The 20,710-nt window shown below is 48.5% G+C and carries 17 protein-coding genes and 8 tRNA genes; 18 read left to right on the top strand and 7 right to left on the bottom strand.

Annotated features, from left to right (window positions below):
• Window positions 1-169: 169 nt before the first annotated feature.
• The 9 genes from ACQSGY_RS22900 (at window position 170) to ACQSGY_RS22860 (ending at window position 1,436) form a co-directional block, all read left to right on the top strand.
• Window positions 170-245: transfer RNA gene (locus ACQSGY_RS22900), tRNA-His, on the top strand.
• A gap of 11 nt (window positions 246-256) precedes the next feature.
• Window positions 257-331, top strand: a tRNA-Gln gene (locus tag ACQSGY_RS22895).
• Window positions 332-339: 8 nt separating this feature from the next.
• Window positions 340-412 (top strand) — tRNA-Lys (locus ACQSGY_RS22890).
• A 12-nt stretch (window positions 413-424) separates the two neighbouring features.
• Window positions 425-512: transfer RNA gene (locus ACQSGY_RS22885), tRNA-Leu, on the top strand.
• A gap of 7 nt (window positions 513-519) precedes the next feature.
• A tRNA-Gly gene (locus ACQSGY_RS22880) sits at window positions 520-594 on the top strand.
• 6 nt (window positions 595-600) lie between these two features.
• Window positions 601-677 (top strand) — tRNA-Arg (locus tag ACQSGY_RS22875).
• Window positions 678-693: 16 nt separating this feature from the next.
• Window positions 694-767, top strand: a tRNA-Pro gene (locus ACQSGY_RS22870).
• A gap of 13 nt (window positions 768-780) precedes the next feature.
• Window positions 781-851: transfer RNA gene (locus tag ACQSGY_RS22865), tRNA-Gly, on the top strand.
• A 150-nt stretch (window positions 852-1,001) separates the two neighbouring features.
• Window positions 1,002-1,436, top strand: coding sequence for a hypothetical protein (locus ACQSGY_RS22860; protein WP_427180950.1), 435 nt, complete (start codon window positions 1,002-1,004; stop codon window positions 1,434-1,436).
• A gap of 136 nt (window positions 1,437-1,572) precedes the next feature.
• Here ACQSGY_RS22860 and ACQSGY_RS22855 read toward each other — a convergent pair whose 3' ends face one another.
• Window positions 1,573-2,439 carry a hypothetical protein gene (locus tag ACQSGY_RS22855; RefSeq protein WP_427180948.1) on the bottom strand — a complete coding sequence of 289 codons (867 nt, stop codon included), beginning with the start codon at window positions 2,437-2,439 and terminating at the stop codon, window positions 1,573-1,575.
• A gap of 132 nt (window positions 2,440-2,571) precedes the next feature.
• Entirely contained in the window at window positions 2,572-3,495 is a 924-nt protein-coding gene (locus tag ACQSGY_RS22850; RefSeq protein ID WP_427180946.1) for a LysR family transcriptional regulator, read from the bottom strand.
• Between the two features lie 246 nt (window positions 3,496-3,741).
• Here ACQSGY_RS22850 and ACQSGY_RS22845 point away from each other — a divergent pair, with 246 nt between their 5' ends.
• The 4 genes from ACQSGY_RS22845 (at window position 3,742) to ACQSGY_RS22830 (ending at window position 9,325) form a co-directional block, all read left to right on the top strand.
• Window positions 3,742-4,803 (top strand): ABC transporter ATP-binding protein, encoded by a 1,062-nt coding sequence (locus ACQSGY_RS22845; RefSeq protein ID WP_427180945.1) that lies wholly within the window; start codon window positions 3,742-3,744, stop codon window positions 4,801-4,803.
• A 133-nt stretch (window positions 4,804-4,936) separates the two neighbouring features.
• Entirely contained in the window at window positions 4,937-6,010 is a 1,074-nt protein-coding gene (locus ACQSGY_RS22840) for an ABC transporter substrate-binding protein (protein ID WP_427180944.1), read from the top strand.
• A gap of 295 nt (window positions 6,011-6,305) precedes the next feature.
• Window positions 6,306-7,976, top strand: a complete 1,671-nt coding sequence (locus tag ACQSGY_RS22835) for an ABC transporter permease (RefSeq protein WP_427180974.1) — start codon at window positions 6,306-6,308, stop codon at window positions 7,974-7,976.
• Window positions 7,973-9,325, top strand: coding sequence for an MBL fold metallo-hydrolase (locus ACQSGY_RS22830; RefSeq protein WP_427180942.1), 1,353 nt, complete (start codon window positions 7,973-7,975; stop codon window positions 9,323-9,325). The genes ACQSGY_RS22835 and ACQSGY_RS22830 overlap by 4 nt, the downstream gene beginning before the upstream one ends.
• 107 nt (window positions 9,326-9,432) lie before the next feature.
• On the opposite strand, the gene ACQSGY_RS22825 is transcribed toward ACQSGY_RS22830, so the two are convergent.
• Together ACQSGY_RS22825 and ACQSGY_RS22820 are read right to left on the bottom strand one after the other, a co-directional pair.
• Window positions 9,433-10,812, bottom strand: coding sequence for a sugar phosphate nucleotidyltransferase (locus tag ACQSGY_RS22825; RefSeq protein WP_427180940.1), 1,380 nt, complete (start codon window positions 10,810-10,812; stop codon window positions 9,433-9,435).
• Window positions 10,813-10,829: 17 nt separating this feature from the next.
• Complete coding sequence (locus ACQSGY_RS22820) at window positions 10,830-11,639, bottom strand: DUF6492 family protein (protein WP_427180938.1); 810 nt, start codon at window positions 11,637-11,639, stop codon at window positions 10,830-10,832.
• 153 nt (window positions 11,640-11,792) lie between these two features.
• Between ACQSGY_RS22820 and ACQSGY_RS22815 the strand changes: the two genes are divergently transcribed.
• The gene (locus tag ACQSGY_RS22815) at window positions 11,793-12,611 is read left to right on the top strand and encodes a YheC/YheD family protein (RefSeq protein ID WP_427180937.1); all 819 of its coding nucleotides are present in this window, start codon (window positions 11,793-11,795) and stop codon (window positions 12,609-12,611) included.
• Between the two features lie 130 nt (window positions 12,612-12,741).
• Here the strand turns inward: ACQSGY_RS22815 and ACQSGY_RS22810 are convergent, their stop codons facing one another.
• A complete protein-coding gene (locus ACQSGY_RS22810) occupies window positions 12,742-13,416 on the bottom strand; it encodes a class I SAM-dependent methyltransferase (RefSeq protein WP_145406368.1) in 675 nt (224 codons plus the stop codon).
• A 333-nt stretch (window positions 13,417-13,749) separates the two neighbouring features.
• On the opposite strand from ACQSGY_RS22810, the gene ACQSGY_RS22805 reads away from it, so the two are divergent.
• Both ACQSGY_RS22805 and ACQSGY_RS22800 read left to right on the top strand, forming a co-directional pair.
• Window positions 13,750-14,994: an anhydro-N-acetylmuramic acid kinase gene (locus tag ACQSGY_RS22805; RefSeq protein WP_427180935.1), complete on the top strand. Its 1,245-nt coding sequence runs from the start codon at window positions 13,750-13,752 to the stop codon at window positions 14,992-14,994.
• A 111-nt stretch (window positions 14,995-15,105) separates the two neighbouring features.
• Window positions 15,106-15,945 (top strand): MurR/RpiR family transcriptional regulator, encoded by an 840-nt coding sequence (locus tag ACQSGY_RS22800; RefSeq protein WP_427180972.1) that lies wholly within the window; start codon window positions 15,106-15,108, stop codon window positions 15,943-15,945.
• Window positions 15,946-16,138: 193 nt separating this feature from the next.
• Here the strand turns inward: ACQSGY_RS22800 and murQ are convergent, their stop codons facing one another.
• Entirely contained in the window at window positions 16,139-17,044 is a 906-nt protein-coding gene (gene murQ, locus ACQSGY_RS22795; protein WP_427180933.1) for an N-acetylmuramic acid 6-phosphate etherase, read from the bottom strand.
• A gap of 22 nt (window positions 17,045-17,066) precedes the next feature.
• On the bottom strand, window positions 17,067-18,074 hold the full coding sequence (locus ACQSGY_RS22790) for an N-acetylglucosamine kinase (protein ID WP_427180932.1): 1,008 nt from the start codon (window positions 18,072-18,074) through the stop codon (window positions 17,067-17,069).
• Window positions 18,075-18,382: 308 nt separating this feature from the next.
• On the opposite strand from ACQSGY_RS22790, the gene ACQSGY_RS22785 reads away from it, so the two are divergent.
• Window positions 18,383-19,735 carry an ABC transporter substrate-binding protein gene (locus tag ACQSGY_RS22785; protein ID WP_427180930.1) on the top strand — a complete coding sequence of 451 codons (1,353 nt, stop codon included), beginning with the start codon at window positions 18,383-18,385 and terminating at the stop codon, window positions 19,733-19,735.
• Between the two features lie 43 nt (window positions 19,736-19,778).
• Window positions 19,779-20,699, top strand: coding sequence for a carbohydrate ABC transporter permease (locus tag ACQSGY_RS22780; protein WP_427180928.1), 921 nt, complete (start codon window positions 19,779-19,781; stop codon window positions 20,697-20,699).
• Window positions 20,700-20,710: the final 11 nt, after the last annotated feature.

The following is a 20,710-nucleotide window of genomic DNA, read 5'->3' as shown; positions in this document are numbered from 1 at the left end:
CCGGTGTAGCTCAACTGGTAGAGCAACTGACTTGTAATCAGTAGGTTGGGGGTTCAAGTCCTCTCGCCGGCACCATTTTAGTATTTTGCAAATCAAGGCTTGTAGAGTGTATAATATATACTTTGATGGAAATACTGAAATACTCATGCATTATTCGTTTTACTTTATGGCGATCGTGGCGAAGTGGTTAACGCACCGGTTTGTGGATCCGGCATTCGGGGGTTCAATTCCCCTCGATCGCCCCATAGTTTCTTATTGGGGATTAGCCAAGCGGTAAGGCAACGGACTTTGACTCCGTCATGCATAGGTTCAAATCCTATATCCCCAGCCATTTACTATGAGTCATTAGCTCAGCTGGTAGAGCACCTGACTTTTAATCAGGGTGTCGAAGGTTCGAATCCTTCATGACTCACTTTCATATTTTGCGGTCGTGGCGGAATTGGCAGACGCGCACGGTTCAGGTCCGTGTGGGCTAACCCCCCGTGGAGGTTCGAGTCCTCTCGACCGCACCATATATTTGCGGAAGTGGCTCAGCGGTAGAGCATCGCCTTGCCAAGGCGAGGGTCGCGGGTTCGATTCCCGTCTTCCGCTCCAAATTTTGCGCCCTTAGCTCAGCTGGATAGAGCGTTTGACTACGAATCAAAAGGCCGGGAGTTCGAATCTCTCAGGGCGCGCCATTATTTCCTTTCATATCGGGATGTAGCTCAGCTTGGTAGAGCACCTGGTTTGGGACCAGGGGGTCGCATGTTCAAATCGTGTCATCCCGATTTTTTGTTTTATGCGGGTGTAGTTCAATGGTAGAACTTTAGCCTTCCAAGCTAATAGCGTGGGTTCGATTCCCATCACCCGCTTTTAAGAAAAGAGAGTTCTTGCATATTGCAAGAACTCTTTTTTAGTTATTAATGAATATCAAGAGGCTTAAAAGGAGGAAGTGAACTATATGGATGAGATATTATGGTAATATATTCTTAATAATTAAGAAAGATACAGGAGGGTGTTAAATGGGTCCTATTATATTTTTTGTCATTCTAATTATCTCTTTAATTATTTTTGGGAGTGGACAAAAGAGAAGATCGAACAGACTAAAGAAAGAATTTGGTGCAGCATTACACTCAGTCGGAATTCATCAATCAGGTCTACCTCAGGTTCCGGAGGGTAAGAAAGTGGATATACTACTAGGTAACGGAAACTTGTATATCAAAGCAGATGAGCAAATATATGAGCTTTCGCTTCGCAAAGTGAGTGGTGTACATCATCCAGACCAACAAGAAATAATGAAATTTCAAAGCTTCCTGATTATTGGATATAATATGAACGGCAGATATCGAAGAATAAAATTAGGTTTTTTTAAGTCTGCAGTCGCTAAAGCATTTCTATGGGAAATAGAAAGACAGATTTTTACTAATAACTCAAGTGATGGAGTTATCCGATTGTAATTCGTCACCGATTAATTAGTTTAACATGGAAGAAACATACATAGTCGGATAAACGTTTTAAACATTGAAAGCTCCCCCTGTCTGTCTCTGAACGGGCAGGAGGAGCTTTCGTTTTCTAATTAATAGCTTGTTAATTTTAATACCGTTCCAGAATGGTTTGTGTTTTCAAGCCATCGGCTGGGATCAGCCAGTTCTTGTTCTGGAGCAACTGCATCAACTGGCTGCGCAGACCAGATACAGCGGAGGTGTCAGCTGTCTTGAATGAAACCTCAACGACATTCTCGGTGCCTGTACCTGCTGCATTACGGATAGGCCAGATTTCAAGGGTAAGCTCCTGACCATTCCATGTACCTTCGTACCGCTGGAAGGTAATTGGACCGTAGGCGCGAGCCTGTGTCAGCTGTTGTTTGCCCCAGTTGGAGGCAGACCAGTTTTTTAATTTACCGGGGAGCTTGTCCAGCAGCAGGTTCAAAGCATCCTTTTCGGAAGGCAGCTGTATTCCTGATGTTTTGGTATCTACTTTTTTCGTATTGGAGAAGCTCAGGGTTTGTTTGCCATATCCCCAGTCAATCTCGGCCTCATAGTTGTCATCCGATTGATCGAAGCCCTCCTGGTTCGCAAGCGTCAGCGCTGCATTAATATCTCCGTTAACGACAGGGTAACGTTTTTTGTAAGTTAGCTCGTAGTTGTTTTTGTCGTCCTTTTTGCGAAAACGAACATTCCATCCTGCTGCATCCAGTCCGAGAGCATTCGTGTCAAAGTACTCCACATTGATGCTTCGTGCTGTAGCGTTCAGACCAAGGGTCTGGATAACTTCGCTGCGGGGTGTGCCATCGTTGTTTAATACAACCTCCGGCTTCGCCAGGAACTTCACTTCATAAGCCGGAACAGCATTGGCAGCAGCCGAAGCCGGCGGCGCCTCCAGAAATGTCAGTCCACTTCCCAGGGTGACGATGCTCAGCATCAACGAGGCGGTTACTTTTTTCCACTTTTTCAAAACCATTCACTCTCCTAATCTAGATTAACGTACAGACCCCACTTTACCTTCCGATGATCTGAGTGCGATTAACGGGGAGTGCACATTACGTTAACCCTGCATAGATTTCATGAATGGACAGTTACAGTTTATATAGGTTCACCCGATAGGCTCTTGCTGAAAAGGCAGGGCTCTCATACCGGCCACCTCATGCAGCACCTCTTTGAAACGATTCACCTGAACAGAGGGGAGGCGATCCTTGTTGTGTACCATATAGATGTGGCGTGGTGCCTGCTCTCCCGGGAGGGGAAGCACCCGAATCATGCCTTGCCGCTCCTCCCACTGCACTGCCATCCGTGACATAAAGGAGATATGGCCGCCGATTAACACAAGCTGTTTAATAGCTTCGAGAGAATCCACTTCTACTGTACTCCTTAGCCTGACCTCGTGCTGCGCCAGCCAGTGGTTGGTTAGCCTGCGGGTACTGGATTCATCGCCGTGTAATGCAAAAGGAATTAATGCGATATCTTCAGGTTCTACAGAATTTCTATGTGCTAGTCCATGCTGCGGCGAGCAGATGAGCACAAGATCATCTTTGCACAGTGTTTCTGCGTGAAGAACAGGCCCAACAAACGGCTCAGACGAGATGATCCCCAGATCCAGCTGATGCTGAATGACCATCTGTCGGATCACCGGAGCCGGCTTGACAGACAGCACAATTCGAATGCCGGGAAACTCCTGGGAAAACGTATGAAGCATGGCGGGCAGCAGATACGTAGCTGGAACATAACTTGCTCCAATATGAAGCGTGCCCCGGTACAGGCTGTCGTATTCCTTGACGACGCGGCGAGCCTCCTGGGTCAGGGCGTTGATTTTGACACAATAATGAAGCAAGGCTTGTCCGGCTTCGGTCAGGAATGTTTTTCCACTGCGGGATTCGAATAACCGGACCCCCATCTCTTCCTCCAGCGACTTCATATGAAAAGTAACAGTAGGCTGCTTGATGCCCAGGATCTCGGCCACACTTGTCATATGATGATGTTTGTCGATCAGCTCGACAATTTGCAATTTGATCAGGTTCAAGCTCTCCACACTCCTTAGTTCTTCAGCTTCCCGGTACTTGTAATAATCGACTGCTTTCGAAGAAAAATCGTACTGTGTCTATCTATAGATTTAATCTATGAACATCAACAGAATTCATCTAAAAAGTTAATTCCCATTTTACAAACATGACAAACAACTCGCGAAAGCGGACGTTAGACTGAGAACAGTGCAAGAGAGACGCACATGAGATAAGTACAAGAGACTAGAGGACAGGCAGGGATGCTTATGAAGCTGGAGTTAACGGGGATTCAAAAATCATTTCATCAAATGCCTGCACTACTGCCCACCAATCTGACGCTTGAACACGGAAAATTCACCACTTTGCTTGGCCCTTCGGGCTGTGGCAAAACGACACTGCTTCGCATGATTGCCGGGCTGGAACAGCCGGATGCGGGGGAGATTCGTGCGGATGGGGAGTACATCTACTCTGCGGCAAAGCGGATCGATACGCCGACACACAAGCGTAATCTGGGCATGGTGTTTCAGGATTTTGCATTATGGCCGCATATGACGGTATATGAAAATGTAGCCTTCGGCCTGAAGGCTGGTAAACAGAAGTCCGATCTGCGGCAAAAGGTGAATGAAGCGCTCGGCATGGTTCGCCTGCAAGGCATGGAGGAGCGGTATCCACATCAGCTGTCGGGTGGACAGCAGCAGAGGGTTGCTTTTGCCAGAGCAGTCGCTGTGAAGCCGGGTGTTATTCTGTTTGATGAGCCGCTGAGTGCACTGGATGCCGTGCTTCGGGAAGAGATGCGAATTGAGATGATGTCACTGGTGCGCGATATGGGATTGACTGCCTTGTATGTGACACATGATCAGATTGAAGCGATGTCGATGTCGGATGAGATTGTGGTGATGCAGAAGGGACGGATTTTGCAAAAAGGTACCCCGGAAACGATCTACTCCGCGCCGAGTGATGCTTTTGTCGCATCGTTTATCGGAAAGTCCAACTGGCTCACGCCTGATGAATCCATGGTTCGGCCGGAACATGTAACCTGGAACAAAACAGGCCATGGCGATCTGGGCTATTCCGGAGTTGTACTCAGCGTTAGCTATGTAGGCGAACGTTACGAGGTGCGTGTGCAAATAGAAGGATTGGGTATGTGGACGGCATATGCGAACCAAAGAGTACGCGTCGGGGAAAGTGTGCAGCTCTATGTATCGCCAGAACGAATCTGCCGGATGTATGATCAGCAGCAGCCTGGTCGTTCAAAGCCGGATCAACCTCATGATATGAATCAGGGTCCGGGTGCAAAACAGCGAGAAGTGATTGCCGCCGCCAACTAAAACGAAAGGGTGCGATCACAGCTAATTAACGGGTGAATTGGCCTAATGAATATAAAATGAGCTCGACTCACTTGGAGCTTGTTCTAAAATTTTTAAGCGAACTGAATAACAAACTAAAGGAGATGGCATAAACATGTTCGGTATGAAATCACGTAAAAAGAGTGCAACACTTCTATTAACAGCCATAATGAGTCTTAGCCTGTTTGGATGCAGCACAGGGAACAACACGACGGGAAACGCGGCGCAGCCTGCGGGGGAAGGAAATGCAGCAGCGGCAGCGGAATCGAAGGCTAAAGCAGGAGGCAAGCTGGTATTGTATAGTGCAGGCCCTCAGAAGCTGGCGGACAATATCGTGAACGGGTTTACAGCCAAAACTGGTATTGAGGTGGAGATGTTCCAGGGCACGACAGGCAAAATACTGGCTCGTATGGAAGCAGAGAAAGCAAATCCGGTTGCAGACGTTGTTATTCTTGCATCTCTGCCTTCGGCACAGGCGCTCAAAGCAGATGGACTCACCCTTCCCTACCCGGAAGCAGCGAATGCGGACAAGCTGAACAAGGATTGGTCCGATGCAGAAGGTAACTATTTTAGCAGCAGTGCATCGGCACTGGGCATCGTATATAACAGCAAACTGGTCACTACACCACCCAAGAGCTGGGCTGATCTGGCAACATCGGCATGGAAGGATGCCGTGAACATTCCAGATCCGACATTGTCAGGCTCCGCGCTCGACTTCATTACAGGTTACCTGAGTGCCAATGGTGAAAAGGGATGGGATCTGCTGAACGCCTATAAAGCAAACGGTGTAGCCATGGCTGGAGCGAATCAGGAAGCGCTTGACCCGGTGATTACGGGTGCGAAAAGCATCGTAGCAGCAGGTGTAGACTACATGGCCTATTCCGCCAAAGCCAAAGGCGAACCGCTGGATATCGTCTACCCCGAAGAAGGTACAGTGATTAGCCCAAGACCGGCAGCGATTCTGAAATCCAGTTCTAATGTAGAAAATGCCAAAGCGTTTATCGATTACCTGTTGTCGGATGAAGCACAGAAGCTGGTAACAGACGCATATCTGATCCCGGGGCGTGAGGATATTGAGGCCACGAATCGTGCCAATGTGAAGGATATTCCACAATTGAAAGTGGATTGGGCCTGGATGAGCGAGCATGGGGATGAGATCGCAGCACGTTTCTCCGAAACTTTTAAATAAGTGAACGTATGAGTGATAATAAGCTGACTAGTGAGATTTACAAAGAAACGGAGAGGACAGAAAAAACCTGGAGAAGCGAAGCGTTCGCCTTTATCACCGGATTTTCCCTTTAATAAAGGGAATCAAAAAATCTGGGGATAACAGCGATTGGAAGGTTATTCTGTCATCGGAGTGTGAGTGTAAATCATCTTTATTCAGCTTATGGAAGAACAAATACAGAAACGGTAGGCAACAGGTGATTCTGCTGTCTTGAAGTGGAAAGTCATGTGAGGTGAGCGTAGTGAAACCTGTTGTAATGGATAACAACCGGATATATCGGAGATTGGGTGTTATTCTGGCTCTCTTTCTTCTGACGATTAGCATAGGGGTGCCGTTGTTACTCATCTTCTGGCAAAGTGTGTACCCGAACGGGCAATGGGATTGGATGGCTCCAATCCGTACGATTACAGGGCATCATCTGTCCGGTGTGCTGTTGAACTCTGTTTGGCTTGGCATCTGCGTAGTAGCGGTCACAACGCTGCTCGCAATGCCACTCGCCTGGATGATGTCCAAAACCCGGATGGGCGAGCATCGCTGGGTCGATGTTATTCTGATGATTCCGTTCATGACCCCGCCGTATATCGGCTCGATGGGCTGGATTCTGTTTATGCAAAAAGGGGGATACCTCCAGCAATGGGTTCCCTCATCCGCGAACTGGAGTGAGCTGTTCTTTAGCTTCTGGGGTATGGTAATGATCATGAGTCTGCACCTGTTCCCCTTTCTGTATTTGCTGCTGCGGGATGCGTTGATCCGCATCGGCGGCAATCTGGAAGAAGCGGGAGCCGTGCATGGTGCACATGCAGGATATCGGTTCAGACGTATTATTTTACCCCTGCTGCTGTCGTCTTACGGGATGGGCATCATGCTTGTTTTTGTTAAAACGATTGCGGAATTCGGCACACCTGCGACCTTTGGACGCAAAATTGGTTATTATGTCATGACTTCTGAAATTCACAAATATATCTCCAGCTGGCCGATTGATTTCGGGAAGGCTACTTCGCTGGCATCGGTGCTGCTGTCGGTCTGTCTGGTCATGTGGTACATGCAGTCCGCGATCAGCCGCAAGTTCACGTATCGTCTGGTGGGCGGCAAAGGGCAGCGTTCGAAGCGTTATTCCTTGCGCGGCTGGGCAGGCTGGGTATGTGGTGCATATCTCGCTGTTCTGCTGATTCTGTCAATCGGCGTCCCGTATTTCTCCATTATTGCCGCTTCTACGATGAAGCTGCGGGGAGCCGGGCTTGGGCTGGACAATCTGACACTGGAGCATTACCGCGAGCTGTTATCCTGGGATTCAGTGAGCATGAAGGCCATCGGGAACAGTCTGGGACTGTCTCTGGCGGCATCGACAGTAGCGGTGATCATTGGCACGGGTTTTGCGCTGGCGATTGGCAAGTCATCTTCATTCATGCAGCGGGTGATTGACCTGTTTAGTCTGTTGCCCAATACCGTGCCGGGTATTGTTATGGTCGTTGGTCTGATTCTGTTCTGGAACTCGCCATGGATGCCCGTGACGCTGTACAACACGTATGGTATGGTGGTGCTCACTTATGTTGTGCTGTTCCTGCCGTACACTGTGCAGTATGTAAAATCAAGCTTTACCCAGATCGACAGCACGCTGTTTCAGGCGGGTCAGGTGTTTGGCGGTAGGCCGCTGTACATTTTGCGGCGTATCCTTGTTCCGCTGATCCTGCCCGGCATGCTGGCAGGCTGGATGATGACGTTTACGATTGCGACGAGGGAGCTCGTCGGCTCGCTCCTGATTCTTCCGCCGTCGATGCAGACGTCGGCGACGTATATTTTTGCCCAGTTTGAACAGGGTCAGGTGTCGCTTGGGATGGCCATGGCTGTCGTGACCGTAGGTATGACGGTGCTGATGCTGCTGGGGATTGAAGGTTTGAATTCGAAGAGAAAGTGGAATGCATCATGATCAAACTGAACGTATGGGGCGGTGCGGGCGAGCACGGACGTTCCGCCTATTTACTTAGCGGGAGTCGCTATCGGCTGCTGCTGGATTGTGGTGTGAAAAAAGAGGGCAGCGGAGAGTATCCGCTCATTGAACCGGACGTTGTGCCACAGCTGGATGCGGTGCTGCTGTCTCATGCTCATGAGGATCATTCCGTGGCAATTCCGTTGCTCTATAAGCTGGGTTATCAAGGCGAAGTATGGACCACACGCAAGACTCAAGAGCAGTTGACAACGTATTTTCGAGCGTGGAGAAGCCATATGGAACGTGCAGGTCATATACTGCCTTATGATGAGTCCGATGAGCAGTGTATTCGTTATCGATTTCTGGAGGATGAGGCGGAACGTGGATGCTGGTTTGAATTGTTCCCGGGTTTATCTGCAATATGGGGCCGCAGCGGGCATCTGGCTGGCTCGGTCTGGTTCGGACTGCAGATGGAAGGCAAGCGCATACTGTACTCTGGCGACTACACTTCGGAGTCTATGGTGCTGCAGGCGGACGATGTAGCTATAAGTTTCGGACAGGCAGATCGGGAGCCAATTCCTTCCCTGCCCTCAGCACAGCTTGATCTGGCAATCATAGATGCTGCTTATGGCACGGACCGGGACACACAGGCAGACAAGCTGCGGCAGCTGGAGCAGGTCATTTCCAAGACACTTCGCTGCGGCGGCAAGGTGCTTCTGCCTGTGCCAGCAGTAGGCCGAGGACAGGAGATGATTCTTTGGGCGCGGCAGCACTTTTCCGATGTACCGCTGGTTGTGGAGCAGAAGCTTGTAGAAGGCATGAAGCAGCTGCAAAGGGCCTCTGACTGGCTTAAAGAGCAGGGGGAGCGAGTAATAGGAGGCATGCCTGCTGAGAAAATTTCAGAGTTTCTAGGTGGAGAAGGCTGGAATAAGGTGGGCACTGCTGAAGAGCGCTCGAAATGGCTGAAGACATACGGAGCCTCGTTATGGTTTATCCCGGATGGCATGATGCAGTCCTCGCTCGCACGCTGGTATCACGGAGAGTGGACATCTGATGCGAAAAATCTGATTCTGCTTACTGGACATACGGCTGGAGGTACATTTGCCCATCAGCTGCTTGAAAACCCGCAGCAGTATGGTATGTGCAGCGTCAGGAAAGTTCGCTACAAGGTGCATCAGGGATGGCAGGATGTAGAGTATATGTTAAACCGGGTATCTGCAAGGCATAACGTGCTTGTGCATACGGATCTGGCCGAGACAGAACGGCTGAGCCAACGTCTGCTGGGTGGACTTTTTCGGCCAAAAGCAGACATTGATCTGCTGTCTCCTGGCGATGAATTAATCTTTTGAAGAATAGCTTGAAAAGGAAGAGGTCCTTGCCTGAACGCAAGAACCTCTTTTTTATATTCGCGGGTTTCACTTTGTTGCTCCCGAGCCACAGTCAGAATTTTGGATGATTACTGTTTGGTTTCGTGCGAACCTGCACGTTCTACAATTATATTCCAATCTTCATTCTCAAAAAGGATGTTGTTTTCATCCTCGGGTTCGCCGATCCGCACTTCAAGGATGACCATTCGGGTTTCAGCGAGAATAGAATAGACGCTCTCCGAGGTGATCGTGAATTGATTGCCGATTGTCACCTGGGTGACCTGTCCGTTGATAAGCAAGTGACCGCTGCCTGCAAGTACCGTCCACGCTCTACATCCTGCCCGGTGCCAGCGCAGCCCCATATGTTTGCCCGGTAGAACCGTTGTGTTCAATGTGGTTACGGTTGTATTTTCATCTTCTGTCGAGCTCTCTATGACACGATAACTGCCCCAGGTTGCTTCACCATACATCGGTTTTAGTGGCAAGCTGCCTAATCGCGCTTTAATTTCATTTGAATTATTTTTGTTGGCAATGAGAATGCCGTCTGGACTTGCGACAGCGATAATACCTGGCACATCAATGATTTGCATGGGGTAGGGAAGCTCATTAATAATATAGGAATCGAAGGAAGATTCCGAGATTCCACCACGTCCGAATACATGGGAATCTAACTGGGCGCAGAGCGTATCCCAGCTTCCAATATCCTGCCATACTCCCTTATAAGGCAGGACTACGGCCCGCTGGGCCTTTTCTGCAACATGCTTGTCAAAACTTCGTTCAGGCAGCACTTCATACAGGGATGACAATTGATCATAATGAACCGGAAGTCCCATTTTTTCAATTTGGGATATCATAAATTCGACGGTGAACGCGTATACTCCGCAGTTCCATAGTGCCCCACGTTGCAGTAGAGTTTCAGCAATGGCGGCTTCGGGTTTTTCTATAAATTGTGTTACTGGCGCATAAGAATTACGTTCTTCCCCACCCGGCAGGATGTATCCATACTGTTCTGAAGCATGTGTAGGCCTTGTCCCAATTAAAGCGATATCGGCTTGAGACTGTTTCAATATGTCCGGCAGTAATTGAAAGCTGCTGAAAAAATCCTCACCTGCGAACACATCGGCAGGGGCGATACAGATCACATCGTCATTTTTAGCCATTCGGAAGGATTGCAGATATAACGTCGCTAAGGCTGCGGCAGTAAAAGTACCTCGCTTATAAGGTTCCCCGATGACTGGTATTTTGCCTTGAGTATGTCGAGCCGTAATGTTTGCCTGATCCTGGTGTGAAATAATGAGCGTTGAATCCGTCAAGCATGAACTTTCAAGCTGGCGGCATACTCTGCTGATCATGGATTCCCTACCTCCAGCGGGTGATGGAAGTATATCCACGAACAGCTTGGAGCGGAGCTCATTGGATAACGGCCAGAGCCTTTTGCCAGAGCCGCCGCACAGCAGTACGATATGCATGGGCTTCCTCCTTAAGCTCAGGGAGCTTTACTATAGATTTTGCGTTTATGAAAGGAAAGAGAACGATATTTAAGAGCAAGATTACGGATTTGTTGCTCTTTTAGCGAAGATGCATTCATATTCAGACTTTTATTCATCGAACTTCTAAGGACCATGCTGCCGGGGTTTTTCGTATACATAAAGTTGGCATACGTTTCATACTCGGAGAAACCAAACTGCTTCTTCTTATTGATACTGGAGATGATCGCTTTGTACCATGGCAGCTTATGAATCGCCTCAATTTTCTGTTTTAGGGCAGAGAGTTTCGATTTATCAAACAGCATATAATGGGTGACAAAAGAGCGGGGACGCGGAGCTTTCATGCCTAGCAACTTCTGGTAGGTATTGAAATATTCCGGCTGGCTCCAATCACGGCAGTAAAATACCGTTTTGCCTTCTACAATAAATGAATGAGGTTTAATCAGTACGGTGTCCGCATCCATGACTAGAAAGTACTTTGCCTTCACAATGGAATCCCCGTTCATTTTGAGCAGCTGCTGATATAACCAGCCTGATCGATTCCAACGGGAGGACTGGTAGTGTATCTCGTTTTTGGTTATAGGCAGGACGGATCGCTCGTTAACAAAAATGCAGTTTTTACGGGAGCAAAGCTTTTTGATTTTGGTGCTGACCGGAGAAACAATATATATGCTTCCGATGGGATGCTTTACGTAACGGCGAATGTTATCAATGACGAGGGGAAGGGTAGCCAGATCTTTCTCGATCGCTGGTATAAGAACATCAATCTTGGGCGCAGCATTCAACTGCATTCCACGCTGAACGGACATCTTCTCAACTCCTTGCACATATCGTTATGACTTCTTTCATGGTATGTGTGCAAAAGTGTTTTGGTCAGGGCATGTGCTAATATACATTTTTTACGAATAGGGGCTTTTGTAGAGGGTTCCTCTATCGGTATGACATATAATGCATGCAGGATCTTGATCAAACAAACAGCAGGCTTTGATGCGGTTGCTGAAGGGAGAGCTTATGACATGGGTGTTGATAAATTGCAGCCATTAAGAAGCAAGTGGTTAAAAACAAAATTGATTATTAATAATGAATCTATTAAACCGTTTATCCCCGACACACAGAAATATAACAAAACGAATCTGAAATCCATGATCAGCAAGTATGGAATGGTCTATGTTAAACCCGAGAGAGGTACTTTCGGGATGGGTGTCATTAAGGCCGAGATGCAAGATCATCAACATTTTGTCTATCAGCATGATCAAAAACGTCTGACTTTTAACAGCTTTGAATCGTTTTATACCAGTCTGACACGTTTGGTGAATAAAAGAAGCTATCTGATTCAGAGAGGAATCCATCTTCTTAAGCACAATAAAAGACGTTTTGACATCAGAGTCATGATACAGCTAAGCCCGACCAAGCAATGGGAAGCTACCGGAATCATCGGCCGACTGGGTCATCCAAAGAAAATCGTAACCAATTATCATAGTGGTGGTACACCAATGGATGTTCATAAGCTGCTAAACTCTCATGCATCCACAAAACGCAGGAATGAACTGATTCAGGAGATGAATGAACTTAGCCTGCGCATAGCTCGTCATATGAAGAAAAAGTACTCGTATCTTAATCAAATTGGTGTGGATATCGGACTGGATCACAGTCTAAAACCCTGGATTATTGAGGTGAATGTCAAACCTGACCCATTCATATTCAATCAATTAAAGGACAAGACAATGTATCGCAAAGTCATACGATATCATCGCCATGCTGCGAAAAAACTAACCAAATAACAGACGGATTTTTCATGAGAAATTGTCTGGAGATGGTTACCGGCTCAAGAGTCGCCAATGTGGCGACTTTTGCATAAGCGTACAACCTGAAGACCGGATTACGAGCATAGGCTGCGTAATCCGGTCTTTGTTATTTTTGTGCGAAAAACACCGCGAAGTCCAAATATTTATACATACAGTCCGCTACACTGAATCCGGCTTCTTCTAACCAAACCAATTGATCCTCCAGTGTGGCGTTGATATCCACTTTGCGTCTTTCAATGGAAGCGGAGATGGCTTCATCTGACAGACCACTCCCATAAATCGCCTCCAACCAGCGCTGACGGTAATAGGTGTCCGTATCAGGGGTTCTTCCCTGAACCTGGTCTGCGTTGATGAAGTGTCCACCAGGTTCCAACAGCTTATATACAGTGCCAAATACGTGTTTTTTGTCAGCGTGGGTCAGATGGTGAATGGAGAGGGAGGAAATAATCATATCGTAGGAACTGGTGAAATTGTACTTCGAGTAGTCCCCAACCACATACTGCACTTGATTAACTCCATCAAATCTTCGACGTGCCCCTTCAAGCATTTGATCACTAATGTCGATCAGGGTTAATCGCGCGTTTGGATACTTTTGCAGTACCATTCCGGAGAGCAATCCCGTTCCGGCACCCAGATCAAGAATACGTGGAGAATCAAGCGGGCTTTCCATTAGATCCAGAGTCATTCCGTAAAAATCATCAAAACAAGGGATAAGCTGCTTTCGCTGCAAATCATAATCCTGCGCCACTCTATCAAACAGCTGCTTTACTGATAATTCCATTTACGCATCACTCCTTGAGGTTTCTCCATATTTTACAAAATGATCGACATCAAAGGAAATATCAATTATGGATAAGTTCATAGGTTGGAACTATGGGCCCCAAGCGTCTGTCATGGATAATAACGTGTATGCGTATAAGCGGCTGTAATACTTATAAGGCTTCGGGAGGTAGTGGATTAAATGTGACGCATTTTGAGCTAGGATGATGTATATGGGTTTGTAATTAAATTTCACATTTAAATTGACTTGTGAAATTTTATATCATATACTGGGTGAAATATGAGCAGGACGGGGCAGGAAAAGCATCCGGTCCAGGGGAGGCTGGAAAACAACATGGCTGTACGCAGGGAGATTGGCAGTTATCCGATGTGGGAGGCATATCGTTCTAAACGGGAGCATCTGGTGATTGGGCTGATGTCGGGCACATCACTGGACGGAACGGATGCAGCACTGGTACATATACAGACAGATGAGCACGGAGCGATGCAGCGACTGGAACTCGTTGATTTTATCTGTACGCCGTATACGAATGAGTTTAGAGAGGTTCTGATTCGTCTCTGCTCCCCGGATACAGCACGTGTGGATGAACTGACGACAGCTCATTTCGGTGTATCGGAATGGTATGCACATAGTGTGCAGCAGCTGCTGCAATCAGCTGGAATCTCAAGCCGTCAGGTCGATATGATCAGCATGCATGGACAGACAATCTGGCATGCGCCTGTGCCTGTTGCTTTTCCAAGCCCGCCCGGTACAGGAAATTTGAATGTAAGCTCTACATTGCAGATCGGGGAATGTGCTGTAGTGAGAGAGCGCACCGGTCTGCCTGTCATTGGCAACCTGCGTGCCAGAGATATGGCGGCAGGCGGGGAAGGAGCACCACTTACACCTTATGCGGATGCGTTGATGTTCCGCAGTCCTGCCGAGGGACGGCTGGTGCAAAATATCGGTGGGATTGGTAATGTGACTGTACTCCCGGCAGGGTCATCGGCGGTGGAGGTGTCGGCTTTTGACACGGGTCCAGGGAATATGGTGATGGATGCACTGGTTCGGCATGCTACGGAGGGAAGGCAGCATTATGATCCGAATGGAAGCATGGCTGCCAAGGGAACCGTGAACTCCGAGCTGGCTGAATACTGTCTGAATGATGAATACTTTCGGCGGCAGCCTCCCAAGAGTACCGGGCGTGAAGTCTATGGTGTGGAGTATGCCAAGCGGCTTATGGAATATGGAGTAGCGCGTTCCCTGTCGCTGGAAGATATGCTGGCTACAGCAACCTGGCTCACAGCAGAGACCATTGTGCGTGCCGTGGAGGATTTTGTACTGCCCAAGACACACATCTCGGCAATGCTCACCTGCGGTGGCGGTACATCCAATGAAACGCTAATGAAGATGCTCCGGCAAAGACTGCCTGAAGCGATACGTCTGGAGCGAACAGCGGATCATGGTGTTCCTGATGATGCCAGAGAAGCAATGGGGTTTGCGCTGCTGGGGCATGAGGCCCTGATGGGCAGAGTGAATACACTTCCAGGTGTGACAGGGGCAGCACATGGGGTCATATCGGGACATCTGACTCTGTAGTGACAACTGAATTGCCGATGAGCACTTGATTTCAGATTAGACGCAGCCATTAATATAGGATAAAATGCATGTACAAAGATACAGTACGGAAAGGAGGAGCGGATGGAAGGCATGAAAGGTGGACTTGTACGTTTACGCGCATTACTGGATGATCTGACTCCGTCGGAACGAAAGATTGGGGCTTACATCCTTGAACACCCCCAAGAGACGGTGCAGTCCTCTGTTGCACAGCTGTCTGAACGAAGCGGGGGCAGTCCGGCAGCGATCATCCGTCTGTGCAAATCACTCGGTGTAGCGGGTTTTCAGGAGCTGAAGCTCAAGATCGCGGGCGATTTACAGACAACCGAGCAATATCAATATACGGAGATTCGCCCTCAGGACTCCATGGAGAGTATTATCCAGCATGTGTCTTCGAACAATATTCAGTCGGTCAAGGACACGGTTCATATTCTGGATCCAAGGCTTGTGGAGCAGGCAGTAAATCTGCTGCATGACGCCAAAAGAATTTTTTTCTACGGCATTGGGGCGTCCAATCTGATTGCGCTGGATGCACATTACAAGTTCATGCGGATTAACCGTACGAGCTTTTCGTTCGCCGATCCACATATGCAGATCTCATCTGCAACGACGCTGCGGGAGGACGATGCAGTGGTATGTATCTCGTATTCAGGTGAGACCTCCAATGTAATCTCCTGCCTGAAGCATGCTCGTGAAGGCGGCGCAGCAACAATCAGCATTACCAAATGGGGCAATAACACGCTTAGCAGTCTTGCCGATGTTCCTCTGATGATTACGTCCACAGAAAGTGATATTCGCAGCGGAGCTACCTCTTCACGTATTGCCCAGCTGAACGTCATCGACATTCTGTACCTGGCTATCGCGAGCCGGGATTATAATCAGTCGGTGCAATATTTGGAGAAAAGCAGACAGGCTATTCTTGAGCACAAATGAACGATACGCTCGTTATATGAAAATAGTAAACATGAGAATCCCTTGCAGAGATAAGCATCAGGGATTTTTTTGATGGGGAGCGCAGGTTTACGGTGAAAAATAAAATAAGAGAAGCCTTGCCTGTTGGCATGACTTCTCTCATCCTGTAACAGCTTGTCGGCGTAAGGAAAGCACGCCTGTATGCACTAAACCATCAGCCTGAGCCTGTGATGGCATGGCGTACAAAACCATCCGCATGCTCCAGCCGACGTGCGGCCTCAGCTGCATCGACATCAGCCATCAGCATCACGATGGCTGTTTTGACATGCCCGTTTGCGGCAGCGAAGGCCTGTTCAATGTCATTTTCCTTCGCGCCAGTTGCGAGCTGAATCATGCGTTTGGCGCGGTGTACCAGCTTTTCATTGGACGGATTCAGATCAACCATGAAATTGCGATATACCTTGCCCAGACGGATCATCGCTGTTGTTGTCAGCATGTTCAGAATCATTTTCTGGGCGGTCCCGGCTTTCATACGGGTAGAACCCATTACCACTTCCGGCCCCATGACGGCTTCAATGCTTACATCTGCCAGTGTGCTCATGGGAGTATCTGTATTATTGCTTATTCCAATTACCCCCGCACCGATCTGACGGGCGTATCTCATGGCTCCGAGTACATAGGGAGTACGCCCACTCGCAGCAATGCCGACAACAATATCATTTGCGCTCAGTCCGTGTTCCGCCAGATCGGTTCCCCCGGCTTCCTCACTGTCTTCCGCACCTTCGACCGGATCTTTGACCGCCCGAAATCCACCGGCAATAATGCCCTGCACCATGGAAGGCGGAGTGCCATAGGTAGGCGGGCATTCTGAGGCATCCAGTATACCCAGTCTGCCGCTTGTGCCTGCACCTACATAGAACAATCTTCCCCCGTTCTGAAAACGGGCTACAATCTGATCCGCTGCTTGAGCAATGACTGGAATCAGCGGCTGAATCAGCTCGCCAATCTGGCGATCCTCCCGATTGATCAATTCCATAATCTCTACTGAAGGCAGCTGATCAATATGATCTGTCTGCGGGTTAGGCTGTTCCGTCACTAATGAGTTAAGCGTATGATTCATCCGTAAGCCCTCCTTATCTTGTTTAACCTGATTCAGCCAAGCGAAATTTCTGTCTTGCCAATTGTGCTGCACCTACTGCCGGAGCAGGGGCATCTTCCAGGCAGACCACCTGCTGTGAATCGTATATGTCATTAAGCTGTTGTACAAACGTATCTCGAAACAGGGATGAATAGCGGAATATCGATCCGGAGAGTGCCATAGGAGCAGTGTAGAAAGAAACACATTGCCGGATGAGCGCTAGGGCTGTATTGGCCAGCTGGCGAGCCTCATCCATAAGAAGAGTACGAGCAGCCTCGTCCCCCGCAGAGGCGGCTTCTATCGCTAGACGAGCCATAGATGCTGTGCTGGATTTGGTCCATCCAGGTTGATAGACGAGCTGTTTCAGGTCGGTCACATGCTTCACATGCAGTTCCTGCTGTATTAGTGAGGTCAGCGCCGTTGGAGGAAGAATCCCATCATGGCTCTGCATGACAGCTTGCAGTGTCCGCTGCCCGATTCGATAGCCGCTCCCTTCGTCTCCGAGCAGATGTCCCCACCCGCCTGCTCTGTGCACCATACCTTCCGGCGTAATGCCGTATACGATGGAGCCCGTGCCAGATATGGCGAGTAGACCATGCGGTTGACCAAGAGCAGCCATCAGTGCAATCTCTCCCTCTGTAACCACCCAGACTACACAAGCAGTGGTGCTGCCAGCCGCCTTTTTCTTCTTCATCATATAGTCATGAACGTGAGCAGTGATCCATTGTCGCTCCTGATCCTCGGCGATACCTGACATCCCAAGACATATAGATTCACAATGCGACAAAAGCTCCATACGGGATGAAAATAGAAGATCCAGGATACGAAGCAGCTCGGCCATGGCTTCCTGAGGCGGCACACTGTGCGGGTTCGTTGCCCTGCCGCTGGCCGATGCCAGAAGGTCCCCATGTTCAGAAATGATTGCTGCATCAGTTTTGGTACCGCCTCCATCAATTCCTGCGTATACTCGCAACGTGCTCACCTCGTTAGGACTTTTTTTGTTTTTTTTCATAGTATAGAGGTTGAATGTGAAAAAGTAAAATTAAATTTTATTATAAAAATTATTATTGAATTTTTATTTCACAGCTCATATAATGAATTCAATCAACAAATTTGGAAGGATTCAATACGATTGATGTCATTTAAATTGACGTCAACGTTGCATTTAACAAGATTAGACTTTGACGAGCGAACAGGTCGATCTTCGAGGGGGTGCAGGTCACGGGTTTCGTGCTTAACTGAATCATTAGAGAGAGTTATTTTTGAGGAATCGTTATGAGCGGCATGGAAAGAAGACGACACGCAAAGGAGATGAAGGGTATGAAGAGGAAGGGTCTTGTTTTGGCAATGGTGTTAATGATGGTTTGGATCACAGCTTGCGGTAACAAAGGCGGGGCGGCAACGAATGATCCTGATGCCAATGACACAGTAACGGTGTGGACATACCCGGTTCATGGAACATACGAGGATGATCTGAAGGACTTGATCGCCGACTTCAACAAGGAACACCCCAATATTACTGTGAAAACGGAAATGCTCTCCTGGGCTGAAGGCCCCAAAAAATTCGATGTCGCTTTGAACGCGGGTAATCCACCCGATCTCTACTTCCATAGTGTGGACGGTACCTACGTGAATACAGGGCTGGCACTGGAGCTGGACAGTTATCTGACCCCTGAGATCAAGGATGACTACATGCCTGGCACGCTGGAGCTTGGACAGATTCAAGGCAAACAGTACGGTCTGCCTCTCTATCAGTTCCAATGGGCCTGGGGCGGTAATAAACGCATTCTGGAGGAAGCGGGCATCGACTGGCAGGCGATTCAGAAAAACGGCTGGACCTGGTCAGAGTTTAACGAAGCGGCTGCCAAGCTGACCAAAACACTGGATAACGGAAGTAAACAGTATGCGCTGGTGACAGACGGTACGTCCCTGGATTTTATCGAAATGTTATCCCGTAACAATGGCATGATTGATGTTCTGGATGATAGCGGAAAGTTTCAGTGGAATGATGGACGCATTCTGGACACGCTCGCTTTTATCAAAAACCTGATGGATCAGGGTTACATGCCGAAGGAAACGGCGGCTCTTGCACCAGCCAAACGTACAGACATGTTCTACGCAGGTGAAACGGCAATCATTTCGAAGGCCATTCCTTATTACGATGTCATGATTCAGAACCGCAACAAAGATATTGATGCAGGCAAGGTGCAGGGAGAAAAGATTGATTTTGTACTGCTGCCTGTGCCGCACAATGACAATCAGCCTGCGGCAACCACGATGGGCGGCGAAGGTTATGTAGCCTTCAAGCAGAAGAAGGATAAGGGCGAGCAGCATGCCAAAAATACGTTTCTCGTCATGGAGGCGCTGAGCGGAGCCAAAGCGGGTAACTCGGCTAACGAGCTGGCACTTCCTTTTGTAAGACAATCTCAAGCTGATCTGTTCAAAGGCAAGGAGCTGGGGCAGCAGTTCAATCTGGATGCAGCCAAAGAGATGGCAAAGCACATTGCCATGCCGGTGGTGCTCAAGCTGGACATCGACAAGGCTTCACAGCAGAAGCAGTTCAAGGAGCAAGTGGTGAAACCTAACATTCAGGCACTGTTCTCAGGTGAGAAGACACCGGAGCAGATTGCGGAGGACTTCAAAAGCAAAGGTCAGCAAATGTTTGGGCAATAATTAACTTCGCAGTGACACATTGATTCGGAGAGGAGGATTCGCCATGCAGACCGCCCTTGCGCCGGAGCCTGCACCCCGGCATTCCCGGGTTGTCCGGTTCTGGCGAGATTACGGGTGGGCGTATTTGTTTATTTTGGCGCCTGTCCTGCTGTTTCTCATTTTTACACTGTATCCCGTATTGACGGCACTGGTCATGAGCTTTCAGAAATACAACATTATGAATTCCACCTGGGTGGGACTCGATAATTACGAACGTCTGGTGAAGGACGAAACCTTCTGGAAGTCGATCAAAAATACAGTCATTTTCACCGTTGGAACGGTACCCGTCAACATCCTGATTACATTTGTGCTTTCGTATTTCATCTTCCAGATGAAAAGCAAATGGCAAACGTTCTTTAAAGCCACCTTGTATCTGCCCGCGGTAGCGTCGGGTGTAACCATCTCGATCGTGTGGCTTGCGATCTTTGATCCTACGGATTCGGGTTTGCTTAACCGTTTCCTCGGTTTCTTCGGACTTGATCCGGTGATCTGGCTTGGTCAGTCGGGTACAGCCCTCTTTTCACTCATTCTGATGAACTGGCTTGGATCGCACGGTGCGGGCATTATTCTGTATCTGGCTGCGATGGGAGGCATACCGAAGTCGCTGTATGAGGCCGCGGATATCGACCATGCGAGCGGATGGACACAGTTCAGTAAAATTACGTGGCCCCTCCTGAAGCCAACTACACTCTATTTGCTTGTAACTGGGGTGATTACGTCCTTCCAGGTATTTATCTCCGTATATCTGATGACCCAGGGCGGACCAAACTTTGCAACGACAACCATTGCGTATCTGATCTATGAAACGGCCTTCAAGTTCTATGAATTCGGACTGGCTTCGGCGCAATCCTTTGTGCTGGCGGTCATTATTATTGTCATCTCCGTCATTCAATTCAAGTATTTCTCCAGTGATATCGAGTATTAAAGATGAAGTGA

Origin of the sequence: Paenibacillus sp. TC-CSREp1, assembly GCF_050171015.1 — a bacterium.
GTDB classification, from domain to species: Bacteria; Bacillota; Bacilli; order Paenibacillales; family Paenibacillaceae; genus Paenibacillus; species Paenibacillus silvae.
The sequence above is the reverse complement of the archived record's forward strand: the minus strand, read 5'-3'. Positions and strand labels throughout refer to the sequence as shown.

Excerpts from the sequence above, each read along its gene's own strand:
- ACQSGY_RS22860 (WP_427180950.1), top strand. The coding sequence starts at position 1,002 with ATGGGTCCTATTATATTTTTTGTCATTCTAATTATCTCTTTAATTATT.
- ACQSGY_RS22855 (WP_427180948.1), bottom strand. The coding sequence starts at position 2,439 with ATGGTTTTGAAAAAGTGGAAAAAAGTAACCGCCTCGTTGATGCTGAGC.
- ACQSGY_RS22845 (WP_427180945.1), top strand. The coding sequence starts at position 3,742 with ATGAAGCTGGAGTTAACGGGGATTCAAAAATCATTTCATCAAATGCCT.
- ACQSGY_RS22840 (WP_427180944.1), top strand. The coding sequence starts at position 4,937 with ATGTTCGGTATGAAATCACGTAAAAAGAGTGCAACACTTCTATTAACA.
- ACQSGY_RS22835 (WP_427180974.1), top strand. The coding sequence starts at position 6,306 with ATGGATAACAACCGGATATATCGGAGATTGGGTGTTATTCTGGCTCTC.
- ACQSGY_RS22830 (WP_427180942.1), top strand. The coding sequence starts at position 7,973 with ATGATCAAACTGAACGTATGGGGCGGTGCGGGCGAGCACGGACGTTCC.
- ACQSGY_RS22825 (WP_427180940.1), bottom strand. The coding sequence starts at position 10,812 with ATGCATATCGTACTGCTGTGCGGCGGCTCTGGCAAAAGGCTCTGGCCG.
- ACQSGY_RS22820 (WP_427180938.1), bottom strand. The coding sequence starts at position 11,639 with ATGTCCGTTCAGCGTGGAATGCAGTTGAATGCTGCGCCCAAGATTGAT.
- ACQSGY_RS22810 (WP_145406368.1), bottom strand. The coding sequence starts at position 13,416 with ATGGAATTATCAGTAAAGCAGCTGTTTGATAGAGTGGCGCAGGATTAT.
- ACQSGY_RS22805 (WP_427180935.1), top strand. The coding sequence starts at position 13,750 with ATGGCTGTACGCAGGGAGATTGGCAGTTATCCGATGTGGGAGGCATAT.
- ACQSGY_RS22800 (WP_427180972.1), top strand. The coding sequence starts at position 15,106 with ATGAAAGGTGGACTTGTACGTTTACGCGCATTACTGGATGATCTGACT.
- murQ (WP_427180933.1), bottom strand. The coding sequence starts at position 17,044 with ATGAATCATACGCTTAACTCATTAGTGACGGAACAGCCTAACCCGCAG.
- ACQSGY_RS22790 (WP_427180932.1), bottom strand. The coding sequence starts at position 18,074 with ATGAAAAAAAACAAAAAAAGTCCTAACGAGGTGAGCACGTTGCGAGTA.
- ACQSGY_RS22785 (WP_427180930.1), top strand. The coding sequence starts at position 18,383 with ATGAAGAGGAAGGGTCTTGTTTTGGCAATGGTGTTAATGATGGTTTGG.
- ACQSGY_RS22780 (WP_427180928.1), top strand. The coding sequence starts at position 19,779 with ATGCAGACCGCCCTTGCGCCGGAGCCTGCACCCCGGCATTCCCGGGTT.